This window comes from Actinomyces naeslundii (assembly GCF_001956585.1).
Taxonomy (GTDB): domain Bacteria; phylum Actinomycetota; class Actinomycetes; order Actinomycetales; family Actinomycetaceae; genus Actinomyces; species Actinomyces naeslundii.
The window spans coordinates 35,084-52,404 of the sequence record NZ_MSRR01000002.1 but is presented as its reverse complement, the minus strand read 5'-3'; the positions used below and the strand labels follow the sequence as shown (position 1 = coordinate 52,404).

18 protein-coding genes and 1 pseudogene are annotated in these 17,321 nt (G+C 63.4%); 6 read left to right on the top strand and 13 right to left on the bottom strand.

The annotated features are described in order from the left end of the window. Window positions 1–85: 85 nt before the first annotated feature. From BKH33_RS13920 to BKH33_RS14345, 4 genes and pseudogenes are all read right to left on the bottom strand, one after another. Window positions 86–301, bottom strand: a complete 216-nt coding sequence (locus BKH33_RS13920; protein WP_157784453.1) for an integrase core domain-containing protein — start codon at window positions 299–301, stop codon at window positions 86–88. Then, complete coding sequence (locus tag BKH33_RS00810; RefSeq protein WP_003782084.1) at window positions 267–971, bottom strand: IS3 family transposase; 705 nt, start codon at window positions 969–971, stop codon at window positions 267–269. Before BKH33_RS00810 ends, BKH33_RS13920 begins: the two co-directional genes overlap by 35 nt. Further along, complete coding sequence (locus BKH33_RS00805; RefSeq protein WP_043539106.1) at window positions 968–1,252, bottom strand: transposase; 285 nt, start codon at window positions 1,250–1,252, stop codon at window positions 968–970. The genes BKH33_RS00810 and BKH33_RS00805 overlap by 4 nt, the downstream gene beginning before the upstream one ends. A 395-nt stretch (window positions 1,253–1,647) precedes the next feature. Next, window positions 1,648–2,113 (bottom strand): annotated as a pseudogene (locus BKH33_RS14345) (IS1634 family transposase); the annotation flags it as partial. A 59-nt stretch (window positions 2,114–2,172) separates the two neighbouring features. Between BKH33_RS14345 and BKH33_RS13370 the strand changes: the two are divergent. Beyond that, window positions 2,173–2,727 (top strand): transposase, encoded by a 555-nt coding sequence (locus tag BKH33_RS13370; RefSeq protein WP_081395337.1) that lies wholly within the window; start codon window positions 2,173–2,175, stop codon window positions 2,725–2,727. Further along, window positions 2,666–3,472, top strand: coding sequence for a DDE-type integrase/transposase/recombinase (locus tag BKH33_RS00790; RefSeq protein ID WP_158068330.1), 807 nt, complete (start codon window positions 2,666–2,668; stop codon window positions 3,470–3,472). Before BKH33_RS13370 ends, BKH33_RS00790 begins: the two co-directional genes overlap by 62 nt. A gap of 567 nt (window positions 3,473–4,039) precedes the next feature. Here BKH33_RS00790 and BKH33_RS00785 read toward each other — a convergent pair. The 6 genes from BKH33_RS00785 to BKH33_RS00760 form a co-directional block, all read right to left on the bottom strand. Beyond that, window positions 4,040–6,862: a toll/interleukin-1 receptor domain-containing protein gene (locus BKH33_RS00785; RefSeq protein ID WP_003780496.1), complete on the bottom strand. Its 2,823-nt coding sequence runs from the start codon at window positions 6,860–6,862 to the stop codon at window positions 4,040–4,042. A 196-nt stretch (window positions 6,863–7,058) separates the two neighbouring features. Then, window positions 7,059–7,439: a 50S ribosomal protein L20 gene (rplT, locus tag BKH33_RS00780; RefSeq protein ID WP_003780489.1), complete on the bottom strand. Its 381-nt coding sequence runs from the start codon at window positions 7,437–7,439 to the stop codon at window positions 7,059–7,061. 27 nt (window positions 7,440–7,466) lie between these two features. After that, the gene (gene rpmI, locus BKH33_RS00775; RefSeq protein ID WP_003780493.1) at window positions 7,467–7,661 is read right to left on the bottom strand and encodes a 50S ribosomal protein L35; all 195 of its coding nucleotides are present in this window, start codon (window positions 7,659–7,661) and stop codon (window positions 7,467–7,469) included. Between the two features lie 124 nt (window positions 7,662–7,785). After that, complete coding sequence (gene infC / locus BKH33_RS00770; RefSeq protein WP_003780488.1) at window positions 7,786–8,385, bottom strand: translation initiation factor IF-3; 600 nt, start codon at window positions 8,383–8,385, stop codon at window positions 7,786–7,788. 365 nt (window positions 8,386–8,750) lie between these two features. Next, on the bottom strand, window positions 8,751–10,343 hold the full coding sequence (locus tag BKH33_RS00765) for a DUF6297 family protein (protein ID WP_076142448.1): 1,593 nt from the start codon (window positions 10,341–10,343) through the stop codon (window positions 8,751–8,753). A gap of 5 nt (window positions 10,344–10,348) precedes the next feature. Then, the gene (locus BKH33_RS00760) at window positions 10,349–11,071 is read right to left on the bottom strand and encodes an ABC transporter ATP-binding protein (protein WP_100219073.1); all 723 of its coding nucleotides are present in this window, start codon (window positions 11,069–11,071) and stop codon (window positions 10,349–10,351) included. A 178-nt stretch (window positions 11,072–11,249) separates the two neighbouring features. Between BKH33_RS00760 and BKH33_RS00755 the strand changes: the two genes are divergently transcribed. Next, window positions 11,250–11,552, top strand: coding sequence for a hypothetical protein (locus tag BKH33_RS00755; RefSeq protein ID WP_003785434.1), 303 nt, complete (start codon window positions 11,250–11,252; stop codon window positions 11,550–11,552). Between the two features lie 52 nt (window positions 11,553–11,604). Here BKH33_RS00755 and BKH33_RS00750 read toward each other — a convergent pair whose 3' ends face one another. Beyond that, window positions 11,605–12,450, bottom strand: a complete 846-nt coding sequence (locus BKH33_RS00750) for an SseB family protein (protein WP_171972696.1) — start codon at window positions 12,448–12,450, stop codon at window positions 11,605–11,607. 98 nt (window positions 12,451–12,548) lie between these two features. Here BKH33_RS00750 and BKH33_RS00745 point away from each other — a divergent pair, with 98 nt between their 5' ends. The 3 genes from BKH33_RS00745 to BKH33_RS00735 all read left to right on the top strand — a co-directional run bounded on the left by BKH33_RS00745 (window position 12,549) and on the right by BKH33_RS00735 (window position 15,569). Next, window positions 12,549–13,247, top strand: a complete 699-nt coding sequence (locus BKH33_RS00745) for a CDP-alcohol phosphatidyltransferase family protein (protein ID WP_003785425.1) — start codon at window positions 12,549–12,551, stop codon at window positions 13,245–13,247. Next, window positions 13,244–14,179: a phosphatidate cytidylyltransferase gene (locus tag BKH33_RS00740; protein WP_003785409.1), complete on the top strand. Its 936-nt coding sequence runs from the start codon at window positions 13,244–13,246 to the stop codon at window positions 14,177–14,179. Before BKH33_RS00745 ends, BKH33_RS00740 begins: the two co-directional genes overlap by 4 nt. A gap of 97 nt (window positions 14,180–14,276) precedes the next feature. Beyond that, the gene (locus tag BKH33_RS00735) at window positions 14,277–15,569 is read left to right on the top strand and encodes a lysophospholipid acyltransferase family protein (RefSeq protein WP_003785419.1); all 1,293 of its coding nucleotides are present in this window, start codon (window positions 14,277–14,279) and stop codon (window positions 15,567–15,569) included. Between the two features lie 47 nt (window positions 15,570–15,616). Here the strand turns inward: BKH33_RS00735 and priA are convergent, their stop codons facing one another. Then, window positions 15,617–16,369 (bottom strand): bifunctional 1-(5-phosphoribosyl)-5-((5-phosphoribosylamino)methylideneamino)imidazole-4-carboxamide isomerase/phosphoribosylanthranilate isomerase PriA, encoded by a 753-nt coding sequence (gene priA, locus BKH33_RS00730; protein ID WP_003785426.1) that lies wholly within the window; start codon window positions 16,367–16,369, stop codon window positions 15,617–15,619. A gap of 50 nt (window positions 16,370–16,419) precedes the next feature. Beyond that, on the bottom strand, window positions 16,420–17,058 hold the full coding sequence (gene hisH, locus BKH33_RS00725; RefSeq protein WP_003785431.1) for an imidazole glycerol phosphate synthase subunit HisH: 639 nt from the start codon (window positions 17,056–17,058) through the stop codon (window positions 16,420–16,422). Between the last annotated feature and the right edge of the window lie 263 nt (window positions 17,059–17,321).

Sequence of the window (17,321 nt, the reverse complement as noted above, 5' to 3'; positions counted from 1 at the left end):
CCAAAGCCGACAACAACACTGAAACAGGTCAACTGCGAACTACCTGGACTGCTGGGTGTTTTTCGGACACTGCTTGTTTGGTGTTTCAGGCTGCCTTGGTTAGGCCCAGGAGTTCTTGCTCAACCTCATTAGGTGTGCGGTATCCCAGGGCTGAGTGAAGGCGAACATGATTGTATCTCAGCTCGATCCACGAGTCAATATCGTTAACCGTTTTCTGTCTCGTGGGGTACACCATTCTATGCACTCTCTCGTTCTTGAGCGTGGCGTTAAATGATTCCGCCCACGCATTGTCCCAGCACACCCCCGTACGCCCCACGGACGGACGGATACCATAGGACTTCAGGTGGTCCAGAAACTTCTGCGACGTGCACTGACTGCCCCGGTCGGAGTGAAAGACCGTCACACCCTTCCCGGGCCGGACAGCGCCTGGCTGCCATGTCGATGGCCTCACACACCAGCGAGGTGCGCATATGATCGGCCATCGCGTACCCCACGACCTTCTTGGTGCAGCAGTCCAGAACCGTAGCAAGATAGACGAACCCGGCCCACGTACTGATATAAGTGATGTCCCCGCACCACCTACGCCCAGGCTTGTCGGCGGTGAAGCCCCGCCCCACCAGGTCGGGGCGCTCATCGAGGTCCGCGGCCGGCCCGGTAGTACGGACCTTCGCCCGTGGCTGCGCGGCCTCAAGGCCCAGCTCGTGCATGATGGAGCGGATCGTGGCGCCATCTACTCTCACGCCACGCCTCTCCAGGCAGGCCTGGATCCTTCGGTACCCGTAAGTGCCGTCGGAGTCGGCAAAGGCATCCTTGATGATGATACTGAGCTCTTTTCTTTTCGTTTTGGTGATGGACTCAGGTCGGTCGCGCCAGGAGTAGTAGCCGGACCGTGAGACACCGGCCCACCGGCACATCGAGGAGGTAGGGTAATGGCCTTCTTCGCGATTGATGAGCTCGTAACGCTCGGTCACGGTCGTTCCTTTGCGAAGAAGGCGGCAGCTTTTTTCAAGAACTCGTTCTCCTGACGCAGCTCACGAACCTCCGCCTTCAGCTTTGCGATCTCCGCTGACTCGGAGGCCTTCTGGCGGTCCTGATCGGTGGCATGATCTTTTCTGTACTTTGCTACCCAGTTACCCACCGTCTGGGCCACAAGATCATACGAGGCCGCCACCGAGGCGATCGTGCGGTCCTTCTCAATGACCTCACGCACGACCTGGGCCTTGAACTCCTCCGAGTATTTCGCTGCTGGCATGGTCTCCATCCTATCGACTCACAGGAAGAAAAACTCCCCCTGTCCGAGAAACACAACGCACTCCAACCAGCTACGCAAGGATCACCGATGAACCGCGGACACTCCCCCCCTGACGATGCGGTAATCAAGCTGCTGAAAGCTGGCGATCTGCGACACCTGTGGACAAACGAGCCCGAGAACGCGACAAAGACAAAGGACCGCCCCAGTCAAGCGCAAGGCCAAGGGAAAGCTCGTCGAAGGACAGAGCACCACCGACCAGATACAAGACCCCGGCCCAGTCCCACCACACCGCATACCCCGACCAAATCAACCCCCTACCTGTAAAACGCTTACACAGCAAACCGGACAGGCCTCACCCCCCCCACGAAGATCCGGGGATCGACCTCCTCTCCTTACCAGGAACCCACCCGCCTCAGGTCTTCCTCACGCTCAGCCTCGAAGTACAGGGTGGTCACGTCGTACAGGCACAGCGCCAGTTCCCTGGTGACGGTGACGTGATCGAACAGGACCTGAGAAATCGCCTCCCGGTAACCCCGCTCGGCACAATGCCCAAGAGACCGGAACAAGGTCCGTACGCTGACCGCATCCAGGCCCAGGTCACCCAGCACACGGGGAACCTGGGCCTTGCAGGCGGTCGGCTCGATCAAGCGCGTCAGAACCATCTGCTCAAAAGCCCAATCACCCCCGGCCGCTTCGCCCAGCCCCAGGTGGGTGCAGGACCTCCCACAGCAGGACCGAGCGCTTGGTCTCCACCGTGGTGCCGACCAGGCCAGTACATCCAGGTTTTGGTTCCAGGGACTCCAGGTCCAGCAGCCCCTGACCCTGCCTGCCGGCGATCTTCTGCCGCCCAGCCTCCAGCAAGACCTCCTGAATCGTCCCGGGTTTGATGGAGGCAGTGATGACACGGAAGGATCACTGTCATGGGACAGAAGAAGTATCCCGATGAGCTGCGCGAGCGGGCCACGAGGATGGCGTTGGACGCGTTGGCTGACCCGGCGCGGGCCAAGGGCGCGATCCGCAGGATCGGCGAGGAGCTGGGTGTCCACCTTGAGGCTCTGCGCACCTGGGTCAAGAAGGCCCAGGTCGATGGTGGTCTGAGGCCGGGAACCACCACTGACGAGGCGCAGCGGATCAAGGAGCTTGAGAAAGAGGTCCGAGAGCTGCGAAGAGCCAACGCGATGCTGAAGAGAGCGTCGGCTTGTCTATCGCGGCGGAGTGTGAGCGCCCATCTCGTTGATCTGCCAGTACATTGCGATCAAGAAGGAGGAGTTCGGGGCCTGGCCGATCTGCAAGGTGCTCACTGGCGCCGGAGTCAAGATCGCCCCGAGCACGTGACTCACGCCCGCCGTAGCCGGTCTCCTAGCGCCAGGAGCGTGCGCGATGAGATCCTCAAGGCCGAGATCAGACGAGTCCATGAGAACCAGCTACTCGGTGCTGGGGACCCGCAAGATGCACGTGATGCGGGGCCGACCTGAGAGCGCCGAGCGTCACGGTGCCGGTTACGTGGCCCGGTGCACCGTCGAACGCCTCATGGGCGACCTGGGCCTGCGCGGCGTCCGCCGTGCCAGGTCCCCGCGCACCACGCGCAGCGCGCCGCGAGAGCAGTATCCGGCCGACCTGGTCAAGCGCCACTTCGAGGCGTTTGCTCCCGATGAGCTGTGGGTCGCCGACATTCCCCCGCAAGCGGGAAATGCCCCCTCCTATGTACGCGCCTTCTCCGGGTGGGTCTATGTGGCTTTCGTGACCGACGTGTACTCGCGGAGGCTCATCGGCTGGCAGACCTCCACGAGCCTGTGCACCGACCTGGCCCTGGACGCCCTTCAGATGGCCGTCTGGCAACGGAAACGTCAGGGGGCCGACCTGACGGGCCTGGTGCATCACTTGCGACCGTGGGGTGCAGTACAGGTCTATTCGCTACGGTCAGGCTCTGGCCGACTGCGAGGCGGTCGCCTCGGTGGGGTCGAAGGGCGACTCCTTTTGGCTTTGCTCTGGCCGAGGCGCTCAACTCGCTGTACAAGGCCGAGCTCATCCGCAACCAAGGACCCTGGCAGGACATCGACGCCGCCCGTGGTCGCCACCGCTGAGTGGGTGCACTGGTTCACCACCACCCGGCCACACTCCGCCATCGGGATGCGAACCCCCGCCGAGCACGAAGCCGCCTGGGCACCCGACTGCCACCGCCAGGAACAATCACAACCGGCAACCACCGGCACCAGATAAACCAGCCTCCACAAAACCCGGGGCTTGACATCCAGCCCTGCCTCGTCATGAGCCGATCCCAGGTGCTCCACAATCCGGCGCACACCGTTCTCCTTGACCAAGACCTACGCGGCCGTGGCCCCCGAGATGGTCTTGACCTTGCGCAGGTACGGGCTCACCCCCAGATCCTACCGTCAGCTTAGTGACCTACAACGACCACCCCACCGTTACCATTCCAACGAAAAATCCCATCCAGAAGCACATACCAGCCCGAACTGTGCAACTCAGTTCCGAAACATACCCACCACTACAAAGAGAGCTGGTTTTCTCACCTGGGGTGCTCCTAATTGGTATGTCAAGCAGCAATGGATGACTGTGCTGCCGATCGTGGGTTGTAGAAGTCTCCGTCGTGGATCATGTTGTGCGGGCCGATAAGCTGATGTCCAGGTGCCGCAGCACCGTGCCGTCCTCGTGAAAACGGTCGTCACCTCGCCAGTGGGACACATCAGCCCTACCCCTCACCTCCAGAACAGAACTATCTCGACACCATTCTCGAACATCATTCGCAAAGACCTAGGCAGGAAGGACTCAATTGACGTAACTTGAGCAAGCAAAGCCTGACTTTGGTTCATCCATTTCGGTAACCCGACGCCACTCTGCCGATGAAACCGATCTACGCACAACCCCACAGTCATTGCTGTACCAAACGTTGGGATCAAGATTAACTTTCACTGTTACTTCTACACCTTTCGAAGAATCGAAGTAGTTCGCATAAAGTGACGAACCTGAGGGGCTAAATTGAACTGCAGCAGCAGAATACGGCCGCCCCGTTAACGTAATTGTTCCAACCGTCATGCCCGCAGCCAGAGAATATATCGAAACAGTATTCTGAGAATCAGCATAGGCAAGATACTCACCATTGTTGGAAATACTTACAGCCGAAGGCCCTTCCAGAAAGGAACGCTGCTCAATTTTTCCGTATCTTGTATTAGCAACGACAGTTCCGCTCCCCGACGTACTGACAGTAGAACCATCATTAGCTAGCCAAACATAACGATCGTAAGCCTCCACTTCTCCATCGTCATAAATTACTTTGAACATGCCAGGACTAGAACTATCGCCTCCACCTTCAGAGACCACAATCCCATGGCCAGTCATTTCAACTACACGCCCCTCGGGCGTAGTTTGACCGAACTGATGCGTTTTGTAGTCAAAACTCCAAACACTTGCACCATTTGAGAACTTTAGAGAGTTTCCATCCCACACTCCTTTAATACGACCAGAAGTAGAGTCATTATCGGTCCAGGAAGGTATGCTCCAGCATTGCTCAGAAGCGCCATCTACCGCACGATAAAGGCAAGTCTTCCCACCATGAATAGCAAAGTATTCTTCATCGGTTCGCCACGCAAGAAAATCCCCTTCTTCAACCACACTTTCCGTACCGTCGTCAAAATTAAGGACAAAAATGCGGCCACCTTTAGAGCTGTTCCAGTACTGAGCCAAATACTTTCCTGACTGAGATGGGGCAATTCGGGAAACCGCGCAGTCATCACACATGGGACCTGCCGTTGATTCATATTCCCGAATTACTTTTGACGGGATATCCATCCTCCAATATGACACGTTTGAACCGATTGCAGTGATAATCACATGCTTGGTTGGCACAGACAAAGCGGAGAGTTCATTACCGACAGGCAGAGAGGTGAAGGTCCATTGATTAGGTCGACCATCTTCGACATCGTATACAGTAAGTCCCTCTGCGTTAATTACCGCAGCCGTCAATCCATCATCTGAGAGTGCCGGCAACGGCGATCTTATGTAGTAACGTTTCTCCCAATCAAGTTCCGCATGAGATACAGCCGGGTCAGTATTCACGGGAGTACTCTGATGCGATGAAACAGCACCCTTTTCCCCGAAGCTATGACCACCATTTGACGAAAGAACAGGAGACTGATCGTCTGGACCCTCAATATAATTACAAGTACGGTACACAAGCTGCTGGTCGGAAAGCGAGTATGTGCTTATTGATGTGTAGCTTTGAATGACCACAGAATTATCATCAGGTAACGCAATTGCATCGTTCTCGTTAGTGGAGAAGTGACTATGCATGTCAACATCCAACCATCCGCAATCTTGCGATTCGCTATGCAGTACTTTCATAACTCCAGATCCCTGTGGCGGTAGCGCAACTGTTTTTCCGGATGGAGACACGGCGGCACCGCCATAACGATCTAACTTGCTGACGCATTTTTCCTGTCCCGACTTCCACAGTTTTACTTCGGCTTCATAGTATCCAGGGTAAACGTCACGCCATCCCGTTGCCACAACAACGTCTCCGGAACGATTCACAGAAATTTTTTTTACTGCAAAACGTAGTTTTCCGACCTGTGTCAGCGCGTTCGTTTTGGTTTCCCAACGTTCCATCGTTCCATCTTCATGTCCAACGAATATCAGTGTTGCATCAGAGTTTGCGGCTAGCGACGTAACGCTACTTGACGTAATTCGATTCCCCACCAGATTGCGAGATTCTACAACGGATTTGAATAGCGCCGCCCGAGTGACTTCATCTTGATGAAGATCCCACGCTTGCGCGGCATATAATTGAGAATCAGCTACATCGCTATCAGACAACTCATTAGCTCGAGAAGCGAATGCTCTTGCAGTCGCGACATTTAAGTTCGATAATGCTTCATTCCGTGCAGATACCGCAAACCAAGAAATTGCCACTGAGATTGTGAGAAGGATGATAAGTACTGAGAAAGACATCCACCGAAATCTCACAAGGCGATTCTGACGCTTGTTCTCGCGATCTAAAAGAGTCTCTTTCGACGTGTTCTGAACTCGCGATGATATACTAAGGACCGCGTCGAGAAATTCTGGATAATTTTCTAAGGAATCCTGCGACTCGTTCCTCCCTCTCAGATCTATCCATAGAGGCTCATCTTTAATTTTGCTCAGCACCTCGTTCGGTATGTTTGTTGTTGTTTGAGAAAAACTCTTCGCTTCTCGATCCCAACAGATTACACCATCATCCACAATAAGTATGAGTTTCTCAACACCGTTCCGTTCAATGTACCAATTAAGTTCTTTAGTGACTGGGTCCGATTTGGCAGCGTTCTCAGAACAAATACATACAAGCCATTCAGACCGACTCACAATACTCTCAAGCTCTTTTTCCAGCCTCATCGTCGGTCCGAGTGAACTTCGATCTAAGAAGACATTTAGCGCCCGGAAACTGTACCAGTTTCGACTGAGCTTCTCTAAGCTGTCGTGCAACGCAAACGCGAGCGTTCTAGATGGGTCGTGACTGTAGGAAATGAACACGTCAAAGTTGCCTACTCGCCGATGCTTCCATCGCATCCATTGAGCTTTCACCATAGACGTCAGTTTGTCGACAAAGTCTCGCTTCATTGGGAGCTCCCTTTGTGGTTGACGCTCACGCTGAGGCTGTTCATCCTTGAAGCCCAAGGCGCAAGTTGCAGTCCGATTGATCCGTATTGTTACGTACACTACCACGCAGACACGATGGTGGTGCCGCCACCCGATCGGGTGGCGGCACCACTGAAGATAGGTATCGATCAGTAGACCACCGGCCTACTGGTCGATATCAGGCCTTGGGGGCGTTGACGTCCTCGGGGAGGGCCTTACGGGCGACCTCCACAAGAGCCTTGAAGCCCTCGGGCTCGTTGACGGCCAGCTCGGCGAGCATGCGGCGGTCGATCTCCACGCCGGCCAGACCGAGCCCCTGGATGAAGCGGTTGTAGGTCAGGCCCTCGGCGCGGGCGGCAGCGTTGATGCGCTGGATCCACAGGCGACGGAAGTCGCCCTTGCGGGCGCGACGGTCGCGGAACGCGTAGACGCCGGAGTGGGTGACCTGCTCCTTGGCCTTGCGGTAGAGGCGCGAGCGCTGGCCGCGGTAGCCCGAGGCCTTCTCGAGAACGGAACGACGCTTCTTCTGGGCGTTAACAGCCCGCTTCACACGTGCCATGGTGAGACTCCTTGGTGGGTTGGGCGGTCAGCGACCGAGCAGCTTCTTGACCTGGCGGACGTCGGCCGGGGCGACCGGCTGGTCCTGGGACAGCTTGCGCTTGCGGCGGGAGGACTTGACCTCCAGCAGGTGGCGCTTGTTGGCCTGCTCGCGCATGAGCTTGCCGCTGCCGGTGACCCGGAAGCGCTTCTTGGCACCGGAGTGCGTCTTGTTCTTCGGCATGGGTAATTTCCTCTTCTCGGTCCCTGGAAGACAGGTGGTCGCCGGGACTGCGGACCCCGCTCACGGTGGCGAGGGGGTGGGTCGTTGGGTGTCAGGTGAGTGTCGAGACCGCCGTCGGGCGTTCTCAGGCGTTCTCGCTGGCAGGTTCCCTGTCTGAGGCCTTGGCGCCCTTGGGCGCCCGCCCCGCGTGCTTCTCGGCACGGCGGGCGGCACGGGCCTCCTCGCGACGGCGGCGCTGATCGGACTTGACCTCGGCCTTCTTGCGAACCGGGGCCAGGACCATGACCATGTTGCGGCCGTCCTGGCGGGGGTGGGACTCGATGGTGCCCAGCTCGGCCATCTCCTCGGCCAGGCCCTGGAGGAGCCTGATTCCGAGCTCGGGCCGGGACTGCTCACGGCCACGGAAGCGGACGATGCACTTGACCTTGTCCCCGCCCTTGAGGAATCGCTCGACGTGGCCGCGCTTGGTGGCGTAGTCGTGCTCATCGATCTTGGGGCGGAACTGGATCTCCTTGAGCTGGGTGTTTGCCTGGTTGCGTCGCGCGTCGCGTGCCTTCATGGCCGACTCGTACTTGAACTTGCCGTAGTCCATGAGCTTGCACACCGGAGGGCGAGCGTCGGGAGCCACCTCGACCAGGTCGAGATCGGCCTCCTCAGCCAGACGCAGGGCGTCCTCCACACGGACGACGCCGACCTGCTCGCCGCTGGGGCCGACGAGACGCACTTCGGGAACGCGGATCCGTTCGTTGATACGGGGCTCGCTGATGTCGGTTCCTCACTCTGAGTCACGGATGATTGCGGAACGAGGAAAGGCCCCCGTCCCTGCCGCGCAGGTCGGAGGCCTCGAACTGAGCACGGCTGCCTCTCGGCCAGGGGCTGAGAGTTGACCGTGAAGGACTTACTGTCCTTGCATGAACCCGATTCCCGTGAAGGAACCCAGGTGGGATCGCTCCGCTTGCGCACCGGGGCGAACCCCGGTTGGTCAGTGAGGAATACTACCAGGACACAGGCAGGCATTCCCAAGCATCTCCACCCCTACTTGACGTGAGTCCTCCCACGTATGCGACGGACACAAGGCGGATGAGGACGTCAGGAGGCCCTTCTGTTCGTTCGGACGCCCCACAGGATGACGACGGCGCCGGCAGCGGCCTGTATCCCGAGCACCGTCGTCGTCGGCGCCGCGATTCCGCAAGCGACGAGCGCAGTGGCCAGCGCTCCCACGAGCGCGGCATCAGGCCCTTCGACCAGCATCTGCACCAGTCCCGGCGGCAGCGACCCCACGGGAGAGGTCACGAGTCCCGCGGCGAAGTCGGGCATCGCCCTGAACCCGGAGCGCAGTGCCGCTCCCGCCCAGGCCCATCCGCTCACGAGTGCCAGGGCCGCCACTACCCCGAGAGCCTTCCATGCCCCCGCAGCGCCCAGGGACGTCATAGCGGGCGCCAGGCTCAGCAGGGACCACGTACTCATGAAGAGCCCCGGCACGAGCAGGTGCCCCACCCGCACCAGCCAGGGCGGCACCGGCCATGAGGTGTCAGCAGCCCCGTCGAACCATGCCTGACGGGCCGGCTCGGCGACGGCCAGGGTCGCGATCCAGCCACCGGCGAGGTAGGTCAGAGCGCGCATCGGGATGCCGACAGACTCCGACAGGAGAGGCAGTACCGCAACGGCCAGACCTGCCCCGATCTGAAGCAGTCGCCGGGGCTGGCGGCGCAGCAGGATCCAGTCCGCCTGAGCCACCCCCATCAGCACTCTGACAGACCGAGGCAGCCGGCGCCCGATCCGGGCCAATCGCAGCGGTGAAGGGGCTGCCGGCCGAGGCGGCGCCGGCGACAGCAGCCGCCCTACGGCTCTGGTGTCCAAAGACAGCAATGAGACGTGGGCACCGAAGGATCGGGCGACGACGGTAAGAAGCCCTTCGTCGCGCACGTGCCCCAGGATGAGTCGTGCCTGCCTCCAGCGCAGAGTCCCAGCGACGACCAGCATCCCGGCCAGGGTCGCCACCACCACGTTCCCGGTCATCGAGCGCGGGAAGGGGAAAGTCGTCCCCGCCAAGCAGGCTGCCGCCCCGAGCAGGATCAGGAACCGGCGCAGACGCGTTACCCCTCGGCCCTGGACCTGCGCCGTAATGAGCTCGGAGAGCACCAGGCAGGTCCCGGCCGCGATCAGGACCGACCACGCCACGGCGGCGCCCCATCCGCCTGCGGAGGCCAGTGCTGGAAACACTCCCATCACCGCGCCCGCAGTGGCTGCGGCGAGGTACTCGACGCGGGCCACGGGCACCAGGAGGGTGCCCCGGTCCCCGGGCATCGGCAGCCACCAGGCAGCCTCGTGGGGGCGCAGGAAGAGCGGACCGAGCCGACTGAGCGGACCGATCCCGAGTGCCAGCAGCAGCATCGTCAGGGCCAGCACCAGCCACCCCGGGTCAAGATCGAGCGCTCCGAGCCCGGTAGCTTCCTGGCTCGACGACGAGGGCCGGGTAGCAACCAGCCGGCTCAGGTGAGGGACCAGGATCGTTCCGACGACGACAATCGTCAGAAGCCCGGAGTAGATGTCACCCACGAGCGCCCACACACCGCGGCGATGCCTGCGAGTGCGCCTCCTGGTCCATCGCCGCAGCTCGGCCCCGTCGGGGAAGACGGCCAACCCCGACCGGGCCGAGACTGCCTCGCCTGAGGATCCCATCTGCGTCACTGGAGCCCATCCTCGATGGCGCGTACGCCATCGGCCATGTTCAGCAGCCGGGTGCTGCGTCCCACGAGGAGAACCTGGGTGGCGGCCTCCTCCACGATCTCAGGATCGTGGGAGACCATGAGCACTCCCCCACCGCAGTCGCGCTCCTCGATGAGACGGTCGGCCAGAAGCAGACGGGTCACCCGGTCCAGCCGCTGCTCCGGCTCATCGAGGATCAGCAGCCTGCGAGGCCGGGCCAGAACCGACGCCAGCGCCAGACGACGCCGCTGCCCCGAGGAGAGCTCCTCGGGCAGGTGCCCCGCCACTCGGGTCAGATCCAGATCCTCCAGCAGGTCACCAACGACGTCGTCGGCGTCGGCGACACCATGACCGAAGCACACCAGACGCAGGTGCTCGGCGACGGTCAGTGTGGGGAAGAAGGACTCCTGTCCCAGGTCGGTGGCAACGGCGGCGCGCTGAGCGCCCGAGCGGGGGTCAGGGACGTGCCCAAGAACCCGAACCTCACCTCGAAGCGGGTGCAGGAGCCCGCAGCATGTGCGCAGGATCGTCGACTTCCCCGCCCCATTGACCCCGACCAGGGCAAGGACCTGACCAGGCAGCAGGTTGAAGGTCGCCGGAGCGCAGACCGGCTCATCGCTGTAGCCGACACTGAGATCGTGGGCGCTCACCAAGGGCTCGGGAGGCGCCTGAGGGCTCCCGGCCCCACCCATCGAGGACATCTCCCCAAGGGTGGCACTGGCCACGTCGTCAACGGAATCGGGCCGAGATACGGGTCCGGGGGCGCTGCTCGCGCGGAAACGAGATGCAGTGGTCATTAGCACTATTCCAACACACGTTTTTTTCGGTGGTCTGGTCAAAACGGATGCCCTACGCTCCGACCCCATGGAATGGAACAGTGTGAGGACCTCGCCCCCTCACGGCGAGACCGACGGCGATCTCTCTACCTCCCGTCAGGCGGGTGCGGACTGGAGCACCACCAGGGACCCGGGCCCTGGCCGGGTGACGGTCTCCACCCGGGACCTCGCCCAGGTTCGCGCGATCGCGGAGGCCTCCGCCCGAATCGCCCAGAACGACGGGAGGGAAGAGGACGCCCTGGCTCTGCGCGATATCGTCGCCCGCTTCGACCAGGTGGCCGGCCCCATGAAGGACCACTACGGTCAGGTCGAGCAATGGAGCACCGTGATTCTGGGGCGTCCCTGAGTCGTCTGGCCGGGGCCACCCGGCCGCGCCTGCAGTCGCGGCAAGAAGTGCTTCAGGCCGGGAGCGGGCACAGCTCCACGGTGTCGATGAGATCCCCCCAGGCCGGGTTGACCATGACGTACTGGCAGTCCTCCAGGCTCCGGGCCACACCGGACCGGCCGCCCGCGGCATCGATGCGGATGAAGACCCTCAGCTCGGCGTCCTCTCCGGGGCCGAAGGCCACGCCGGTGACGCCGTCGACGGCCTCGAGCTGAGCACGTACCTCGGCCTGAACCGGCTCATTGCGCCACGACGGCACCCACTGCTCTCCCCCGGCCAGAGCCACCACGGCAGGACGCGGCAGGCGTAGATCCTGACTACCGGGGTCGAGCACCCACAGCTGGTCGGTAGACAGGCACGCGACCTGGGCCGCCCGTTCGGGCGCGACAGGCACGGGGCGCACGTCGCTGCGCCACCGGCTCATCGCCTCGGCGCTGGTGAACACCGGCAGGGCGATGTGCCCATCGGGCAGGCTCACCGCCAGGGTCGCCGCGTCCTGGCAGGCGTCGGCAGTATGCACCTCGTGGGTCGGGACCTCGGGCGCGACGCCGTGCGACAGGTCGACGCGCTGGAGGCCCCGCTTCTCCGGAGACCCTGGCAAGGCGTGAGCGGCAACCGGGACGATGAGACGTCCGTCCACGAGCGCTGACCACAACCGGTCGAGGTACTCGTGGCGCGCCAGGTCCGTGGCCGCCAAGGCCGTCTCAACCTCTGGACGGACCGTCCCATCATCTCCGGCGAAGGGTGAGGGCGCGGCGAGGAGCCGCTCCAGCTTCGCCCTGGCCGCCATAGCAGCGGCCACCTGGGGCGCCGCCTCGGGCCGAGGAGTCGGCAGTGGGTTATCCGAAGACCTGCTCATAACGCTCACCGTAGCGCGTCCGGGCCCTGGGGATTACTCCCCAGGGCCTTCCGGTCCAACCACGCACCTTCGAGATCTCGGGTCGATAGCCTGTTTCGGTGGCATCGCTCTACTCGTTGAAGTACTGGTACACCCGCCGCTTGGGGGTCATCATCCAGGCCTCGGTGCGCCGCGGCATCTCCCCTGACGTATGGACCGCCATCGGCGTCATCGCCGCCGCACTGGGCTGCGGGGCACTGGTCATGGGCTGGTGGCTCCTGGCATTCATCCTGCTGGCCGCCCGGCTCGGGGGCGCGAATCTGGACGGCGCCGTGGCTCGGGCGCGAGGCGTGTCGAGGCCCTTCGGCTTCGTCCTCAACGAGATCGGGGACCGGGTCTCCGACCTGTTCATCATGGCCGGTCTGGTGGGTCTCGCCCTGCGCACCGGTTCATCGACCGCCACGGTCTACCTGACTCTGGTCTCTCTGGCAGCGGCAACGCTACCGACCTTCATCTCCCTGGCCGCCGCGGGTGCTGGCGCCGCCAGGCTCAACGGCGGGCCGTTCGGCAAGACCGAGCGGTGCCTGGCAGCGGTCGTAGCCGCCGCCCTGCCCCAGTACCTGGCGATAATCGCCTGGGGCATCATCGTGGGCTCGGCGGTGACGGCCTGCGTACGGCTGTCGCGCACAGCCGCCGCGCTCGCCGGGCGCACCGGTCCGGCCCTGGCCGACACCATGGCGCCGCCACCGCCGCAGGACATCACCCGTATCGGCCGCAGTGTCCCTGAGGACGAGGCTGCTCCGGGAACCCAGTCGTGAACACCAGTATCAGCGCCTGGGCGGGTCATGGGGCGACCGGCGGGGTGATCGACTGGATCGTGGGCGGAAGCCGCTCGTGGACCGTGACCGTTCCCGGGCCGGGGTGGGTCCTCACTGGTCGAGCGGTGTTCCTCGCGACCACGGCCGTGGCGATCCTGCTCCTGGCCGGCATCGGTGTGGCCCTGTCCCGCAAGGCGGAGCTGCGCCATCGCTGGACCACCTGGGCCATCATCATCCCGGCGGTCGGTATCCCTATCTGGGTCGGACGGGGGACGACGGCGCTGCTCGCCGCCGCCCTCGGGCTGCAGTCGGTTCGTGAGCTCTCCCGGCTCACTCGGCTGCCCAGGGTGGAGACCCTGGTGCTGGCGTCACTGGCGGTGATCTATCCGTTGGCCGCTTGGATGCGTCCGGGCCTCATGGCACTCGCTCCGCTCACGGTGCTCGTGTGCGCCGTGCCCGCAGTCCTGTCCGGCGACGTCGAGCACGGCCTGAGGAGGGCGACGATTGCCGGTTTCGCCTCGATCTGGATTCCCTGGTCCCTGGCGCACCTCGTAGTGCTGTGGCACGACGCGTTCCTCATCGCCTTCGCGGCTGCGGCCGCCGATGTGGCCGCGTGGGCCGGCGGTACCTTCCTGCGTCCAATGGCGTGGGCGCGCCGTCCGTTGTCCCCCTTGTCCCCGAACAAGACGCTCGGTGGACTGGCGGGAGCCGTCATCGGGGCCGCCCTCATCCTCACCCTGCTGGGCCACATCACCCCCGGCCTGGTGATCGCCGTCGGCCTGGGCGGCGTCCTGGGCGACCTTCTGGAGTCGCTCGTCAAGCGCACCGCCGGGGTCAAGGACGCCGGCACCTGGCTACCGGGTTTCGGAGGCCTCCTGGACCGCGTCGACTCCCTGCTCCTGGTCCTGCCTCTGGCCGCCGTTCTGGGATGAGTGGACCAGTCCTCCCGATGTCCGTCCCAGCCCGTCCCGTTCTCTCCGGTTCCGAATCGCCTCCCATCGTCTGCACACCCCACGGAAAGGTAGCCCGATGCCCCTTCAGATACCCTCGATGCCAGGTTCGGCCGAGATCGCCTCGGCGGGGCACCGCCTGCGATCGATTGTGCAAACACCCCAGAAGGTCACCTGGCGCGCGGTACTGCGTCAGCGTTTCTGGTCCGCCGTCATCGCTCCGTTCGGAGGCGTGCGGGTCGAGGGCGAGTTCGATGCCGACGGCCCCTATGTCGTCGTCGCCAACCATGGTTCCCATGCCGACACGATCGCCATGATGAGCGCCTCCCCCACCCTCATGCGAGTAGTCACGGTCGCTGCCCAGGACTACTGGTTCACCCGTCGCTCTCGTCGCCTCGTGGCCAGGGGACTGCTGGGCGCCTACCCGGTACGGCGCGACGGCGAGGGGGCCTACGAGGAGCTGCGAGGAACGCTGGCCAACCGGGTGGCGGAGTCGATGAGCATTCTCATCTTCCCCGAGGGCACCCGCTCCACGGACGGGAGGATGAGCCGCTTCCACTCCGGGGCCGCCCGGCTCGCCCGTGACTTCGGCATCCCCGTGCTACCGGTCGCGCTGGTGGGGACGCGGGAGATGATGCCCAAGAAGGGCGGCCTGCCCCGTTACTCCCCCATCGAGGTCCGTGTCGGCGAGCCGATCGCCCCCAGCGACGACGTGGAGGGCGTCAGCGATCTGGCGCGCGAGCAGATCATGGAGATGCTCCAGCGCCCCCGCAGACCCGAGCCGGTCTCAGACGTCTTCACCATCCTGCACACCGCGATGGAAGGCGGCCGCGGAGACGCCGTGATGTTCGTCTGGGGCATGGCCGAGGCCATCTCCTTCCCGATCATGGCGGAGATGAGCCAGGTGTGGCTGGGGCTGACCCACCCTGAGCGGATGTGGCGGCGCGCAGCGATGATCGTGGCGGGATCGGTCACCGGAGTGGCTGTCACGCACCTGCTGACCCGGGGCGGACACCAGCCTCCCGCGCCGTGGACCACACCGGAGATGAGGACGGCGACCTCCCGTTACCTGAGTCAAGGCCCCCGCGGATACTGGAAGCAGGCACTGACCGGGATCCCGGTGAAGCTCTTCGCCGCCGAGTCCGGGCGCCGTAACCTGCCCCTGCCTTCAGTCGTCATTCACGCGGCCGGCGAGCGTGCCGCGCGCATGGCGGCCTCCACCGCCATCGTCAAGACGCTGGGCAAGCCGCTGGGACCGATCACCCGGCAGCACTATGGCCCCTACCTGGCGGCCACTGGCGTCGTGTTCGCCACCGCGCTTCGACATGTCATCAGGCACTGGCAGCGCCCGAAGCGTCCTGGACGTCCGTAGTGGCTGCACAGCATCCGCGGCGCGATCGGGCGGCGCCAGGCAGGGGTTCAGGCACGTTCCTTCGACGGCTCGCGCAGCTCCTCGTCACCGGCCACGGCCAGCGCCTCCTGGAGCGTGAAGTTGCCGTTGTAGAGTGCCTTGCCGACGATGGCGCCCTCCAGCCCCAGCGGGGTCAGGCGCCGCAGGGCGACCAGGTCATCGAGGTGGGCGATGCCGCCCGAGGCGACCACCGGTGCAGGGCTGCGCTGGCAGACCTCGGTGAGCAGTGTGGTGTTGGGACCGCTCAGAGTGCCGTCACGAGTGACGTCAGTGACGACGTAGCGTGCGCATCCGGCGGCGTTGAGCCGCTCAAGGGTCTCCCACAGGTCGCCACCCTCCTTGGTCCAGCCGCGGGCGGCCAGAGTCGTTCCGCGGACATCGAGGCCGACGGCGATCTTGTCGCCGTGCTCGGCGATGACGCGTTCGGTCCACTCAGGATCCTCCAGGGCCGCCGTGCCCAGGTTGACCCGGGCGGCACCAGCGGCCAGCGCCCGAGCCAGTGAGGCGTCATCGCGGATACCCCCGGAGAGCTCCACCTTGATGCCGACCTCACCGACAATGCGCGAGAGCAGCTCGGAGTTGGAGCCCCGCCCGAAGGCCGCATCGAGGTCCACCAGATGAATCCACTCGGCCCCAGCCCGCACCCAGTCTCGGGCGGCGTCGACGGGGCTGCCATAGTCCGTCTCCGAGCCGACCTCTCCCTGGAGGAGCCGGACGGCCTTGCCATCGGCGACGTCGACGGCGGGAAGTAGGGTGAGCATGACTTTCTCCTACGGTGGTCGTGGGTTGGTTCGAGCGTGGATCGGGTGGTTCACAGAGTTGTCATCCAGTTGCGCAGGAGCTGCGCCCCCGCGTCGCCGGACTTCTCGGGATGGAACTGTGTGGCGCACAGGACTCCGTTCTCGACGGCGGCGAGGAAGTCCTGCCCATGAGTCGCCCAGGTGGCCCGGGGCAGCCGGGTCGGGCCGGGAGCGAGCAGCTCCGCGGGGTCCTGGGCGGCCGCGTAGGAGTGGACGAAGTAGAAGCGCTCGTCGGCGACGCCGTCGAACAGTACCGAGTCCTGGGGCGGGCGGACCTGGCTCCATCCCATATGAGGGACGACGTCGGCATGCAGCCTGGTCACCGTTCCGGGCCACTGCCCAAGGCCCTCCTCGGTGGTGCCGTGCTCCTCGGATCGCTCGAACATGACCTGCATGCCCACACAGATTCCCAGGACCGGGCGTCCGCCGGCCAGGCGCTGCTCGATAAGGCGGGGAGCATCAACCGCCCGCAACTGGTCCATGACCGCGCCGAAGGCACCGACACCGGGAACCACCAGGCCGTCGGCCTCGGTGACCTCGTGGGGGTCGTTGGACAGGGAGACCTGCGCTCCGACGCGTTCCAGGGCACGCACCGCCGAACGGACATTGCCGGATCCGTAGGACAAGACGGTGACTCGGGGCGCTTGCATGTGACATACCCTACCGTCCCGGCAGATCGTTCTGGGGCCTCCTCCACACTCTGAAACAACCACTGACATGCGCAGACCCGGTACCTGCAGTGTCTGCGCAACAGTTTCGGCGCGCTCCGGACAGGTCATGACGGTCCTCAACCGGTCGGTTGAGGACCGCGCCGAGCACCCGATCCGACACTGGGCAGCCGGTTTCCTTTCGCTAACCTCCAACATGGGCGAAGATTTGTCCGTGAGCATGCAGTTCCCACCCGGTGAGGCGC

Bases quoted from the DNA above. Each gene is read 5' to 3' on its own strand.
- BKH33_RS00805 (WP_043539106.1), bottom strand. From the start codon at position 1,252: ATGCCAGCAGCGAAATACTCGGAGGAGTTCAAGGCCCAGGTCGTGCGT.
- BKH33_RS13370 (WP_081395337.1), top strand. From the start codon at position 2,173: ATGGGACAGAAGAAGTATCCCGATGAGCTGCGCGAGCGGGCCACGAGG.
- BKH33_RS00790 (WP_158068330.1), top strand. From the start codon at position 2,666: ATGAGAACCAGCTACTCGGTGCTGGGGACCCGCAAGATGCACGTGATG.
- BKH33_RS00785 (WP_003780496.1), bottom strand. From the start codon at position 6,862: ATGAAGCGAGACTTTGTCGACAAACTGACGTCTATGGTGAAAGCTCAA.
- rplT (WP_003780489.1), bottom strand. From the start codon at position 7,439: ATGGCACGTGTGAAGCGGGCTGTTAACGCCCAGAAGAAGCGTCGTTCC.
- rpmI (WP_003780493.1), bottom strand. From the start codon at position 7,661: ATGCCGAAGAACAAGACGCACTCCGGTGCCAAGAAGCGCTTCCGGGTC.
- BKH33_RS00765 (WP_076142448.1), bottom strand. From the start codon at position 10,343: ATGGGATCCTCAGGCGAGGCAGTCTCGGCCCGGTCGGGGTTGGCCGTC.
- BKH33_RS00760 (WP_100219073.1), bottom strand. From the start codon at position 11,071: ATGTCCTCGATGGGTGGGGCCGGGAGCCCTCAGGCGCCTCCCGAGCCC.
- BKH33_RS00750 (WP_171972696.1), bottom strand. From the start codon at position 12,450: ATGAGCAGGTCTTCGGATAACCCACTGCCGACTCCTCGGCCCGAGGCG.
- BKH33_RS00735 (WP_003785419.1), top strand. From the start codon at position 14,277: ATGCCCCTTCAGATACCCTCGATGCCAGGTTCGGCCGAGATCGCCTCG.
- priA (WP_003785426.1), bottom strand. From the start codon at position 16,369: ATGCTCACCCTACTTCCCGCCGTCGACGTCGCCGATGGCAAGGCCGTC.
- hisH (WP_003785431.1), bottom strand. From the start codon at position 17,058: ATGCAAGCGCCCCGAGTCACCGTCTTGTCCTACGGATCCGGCAATGTC.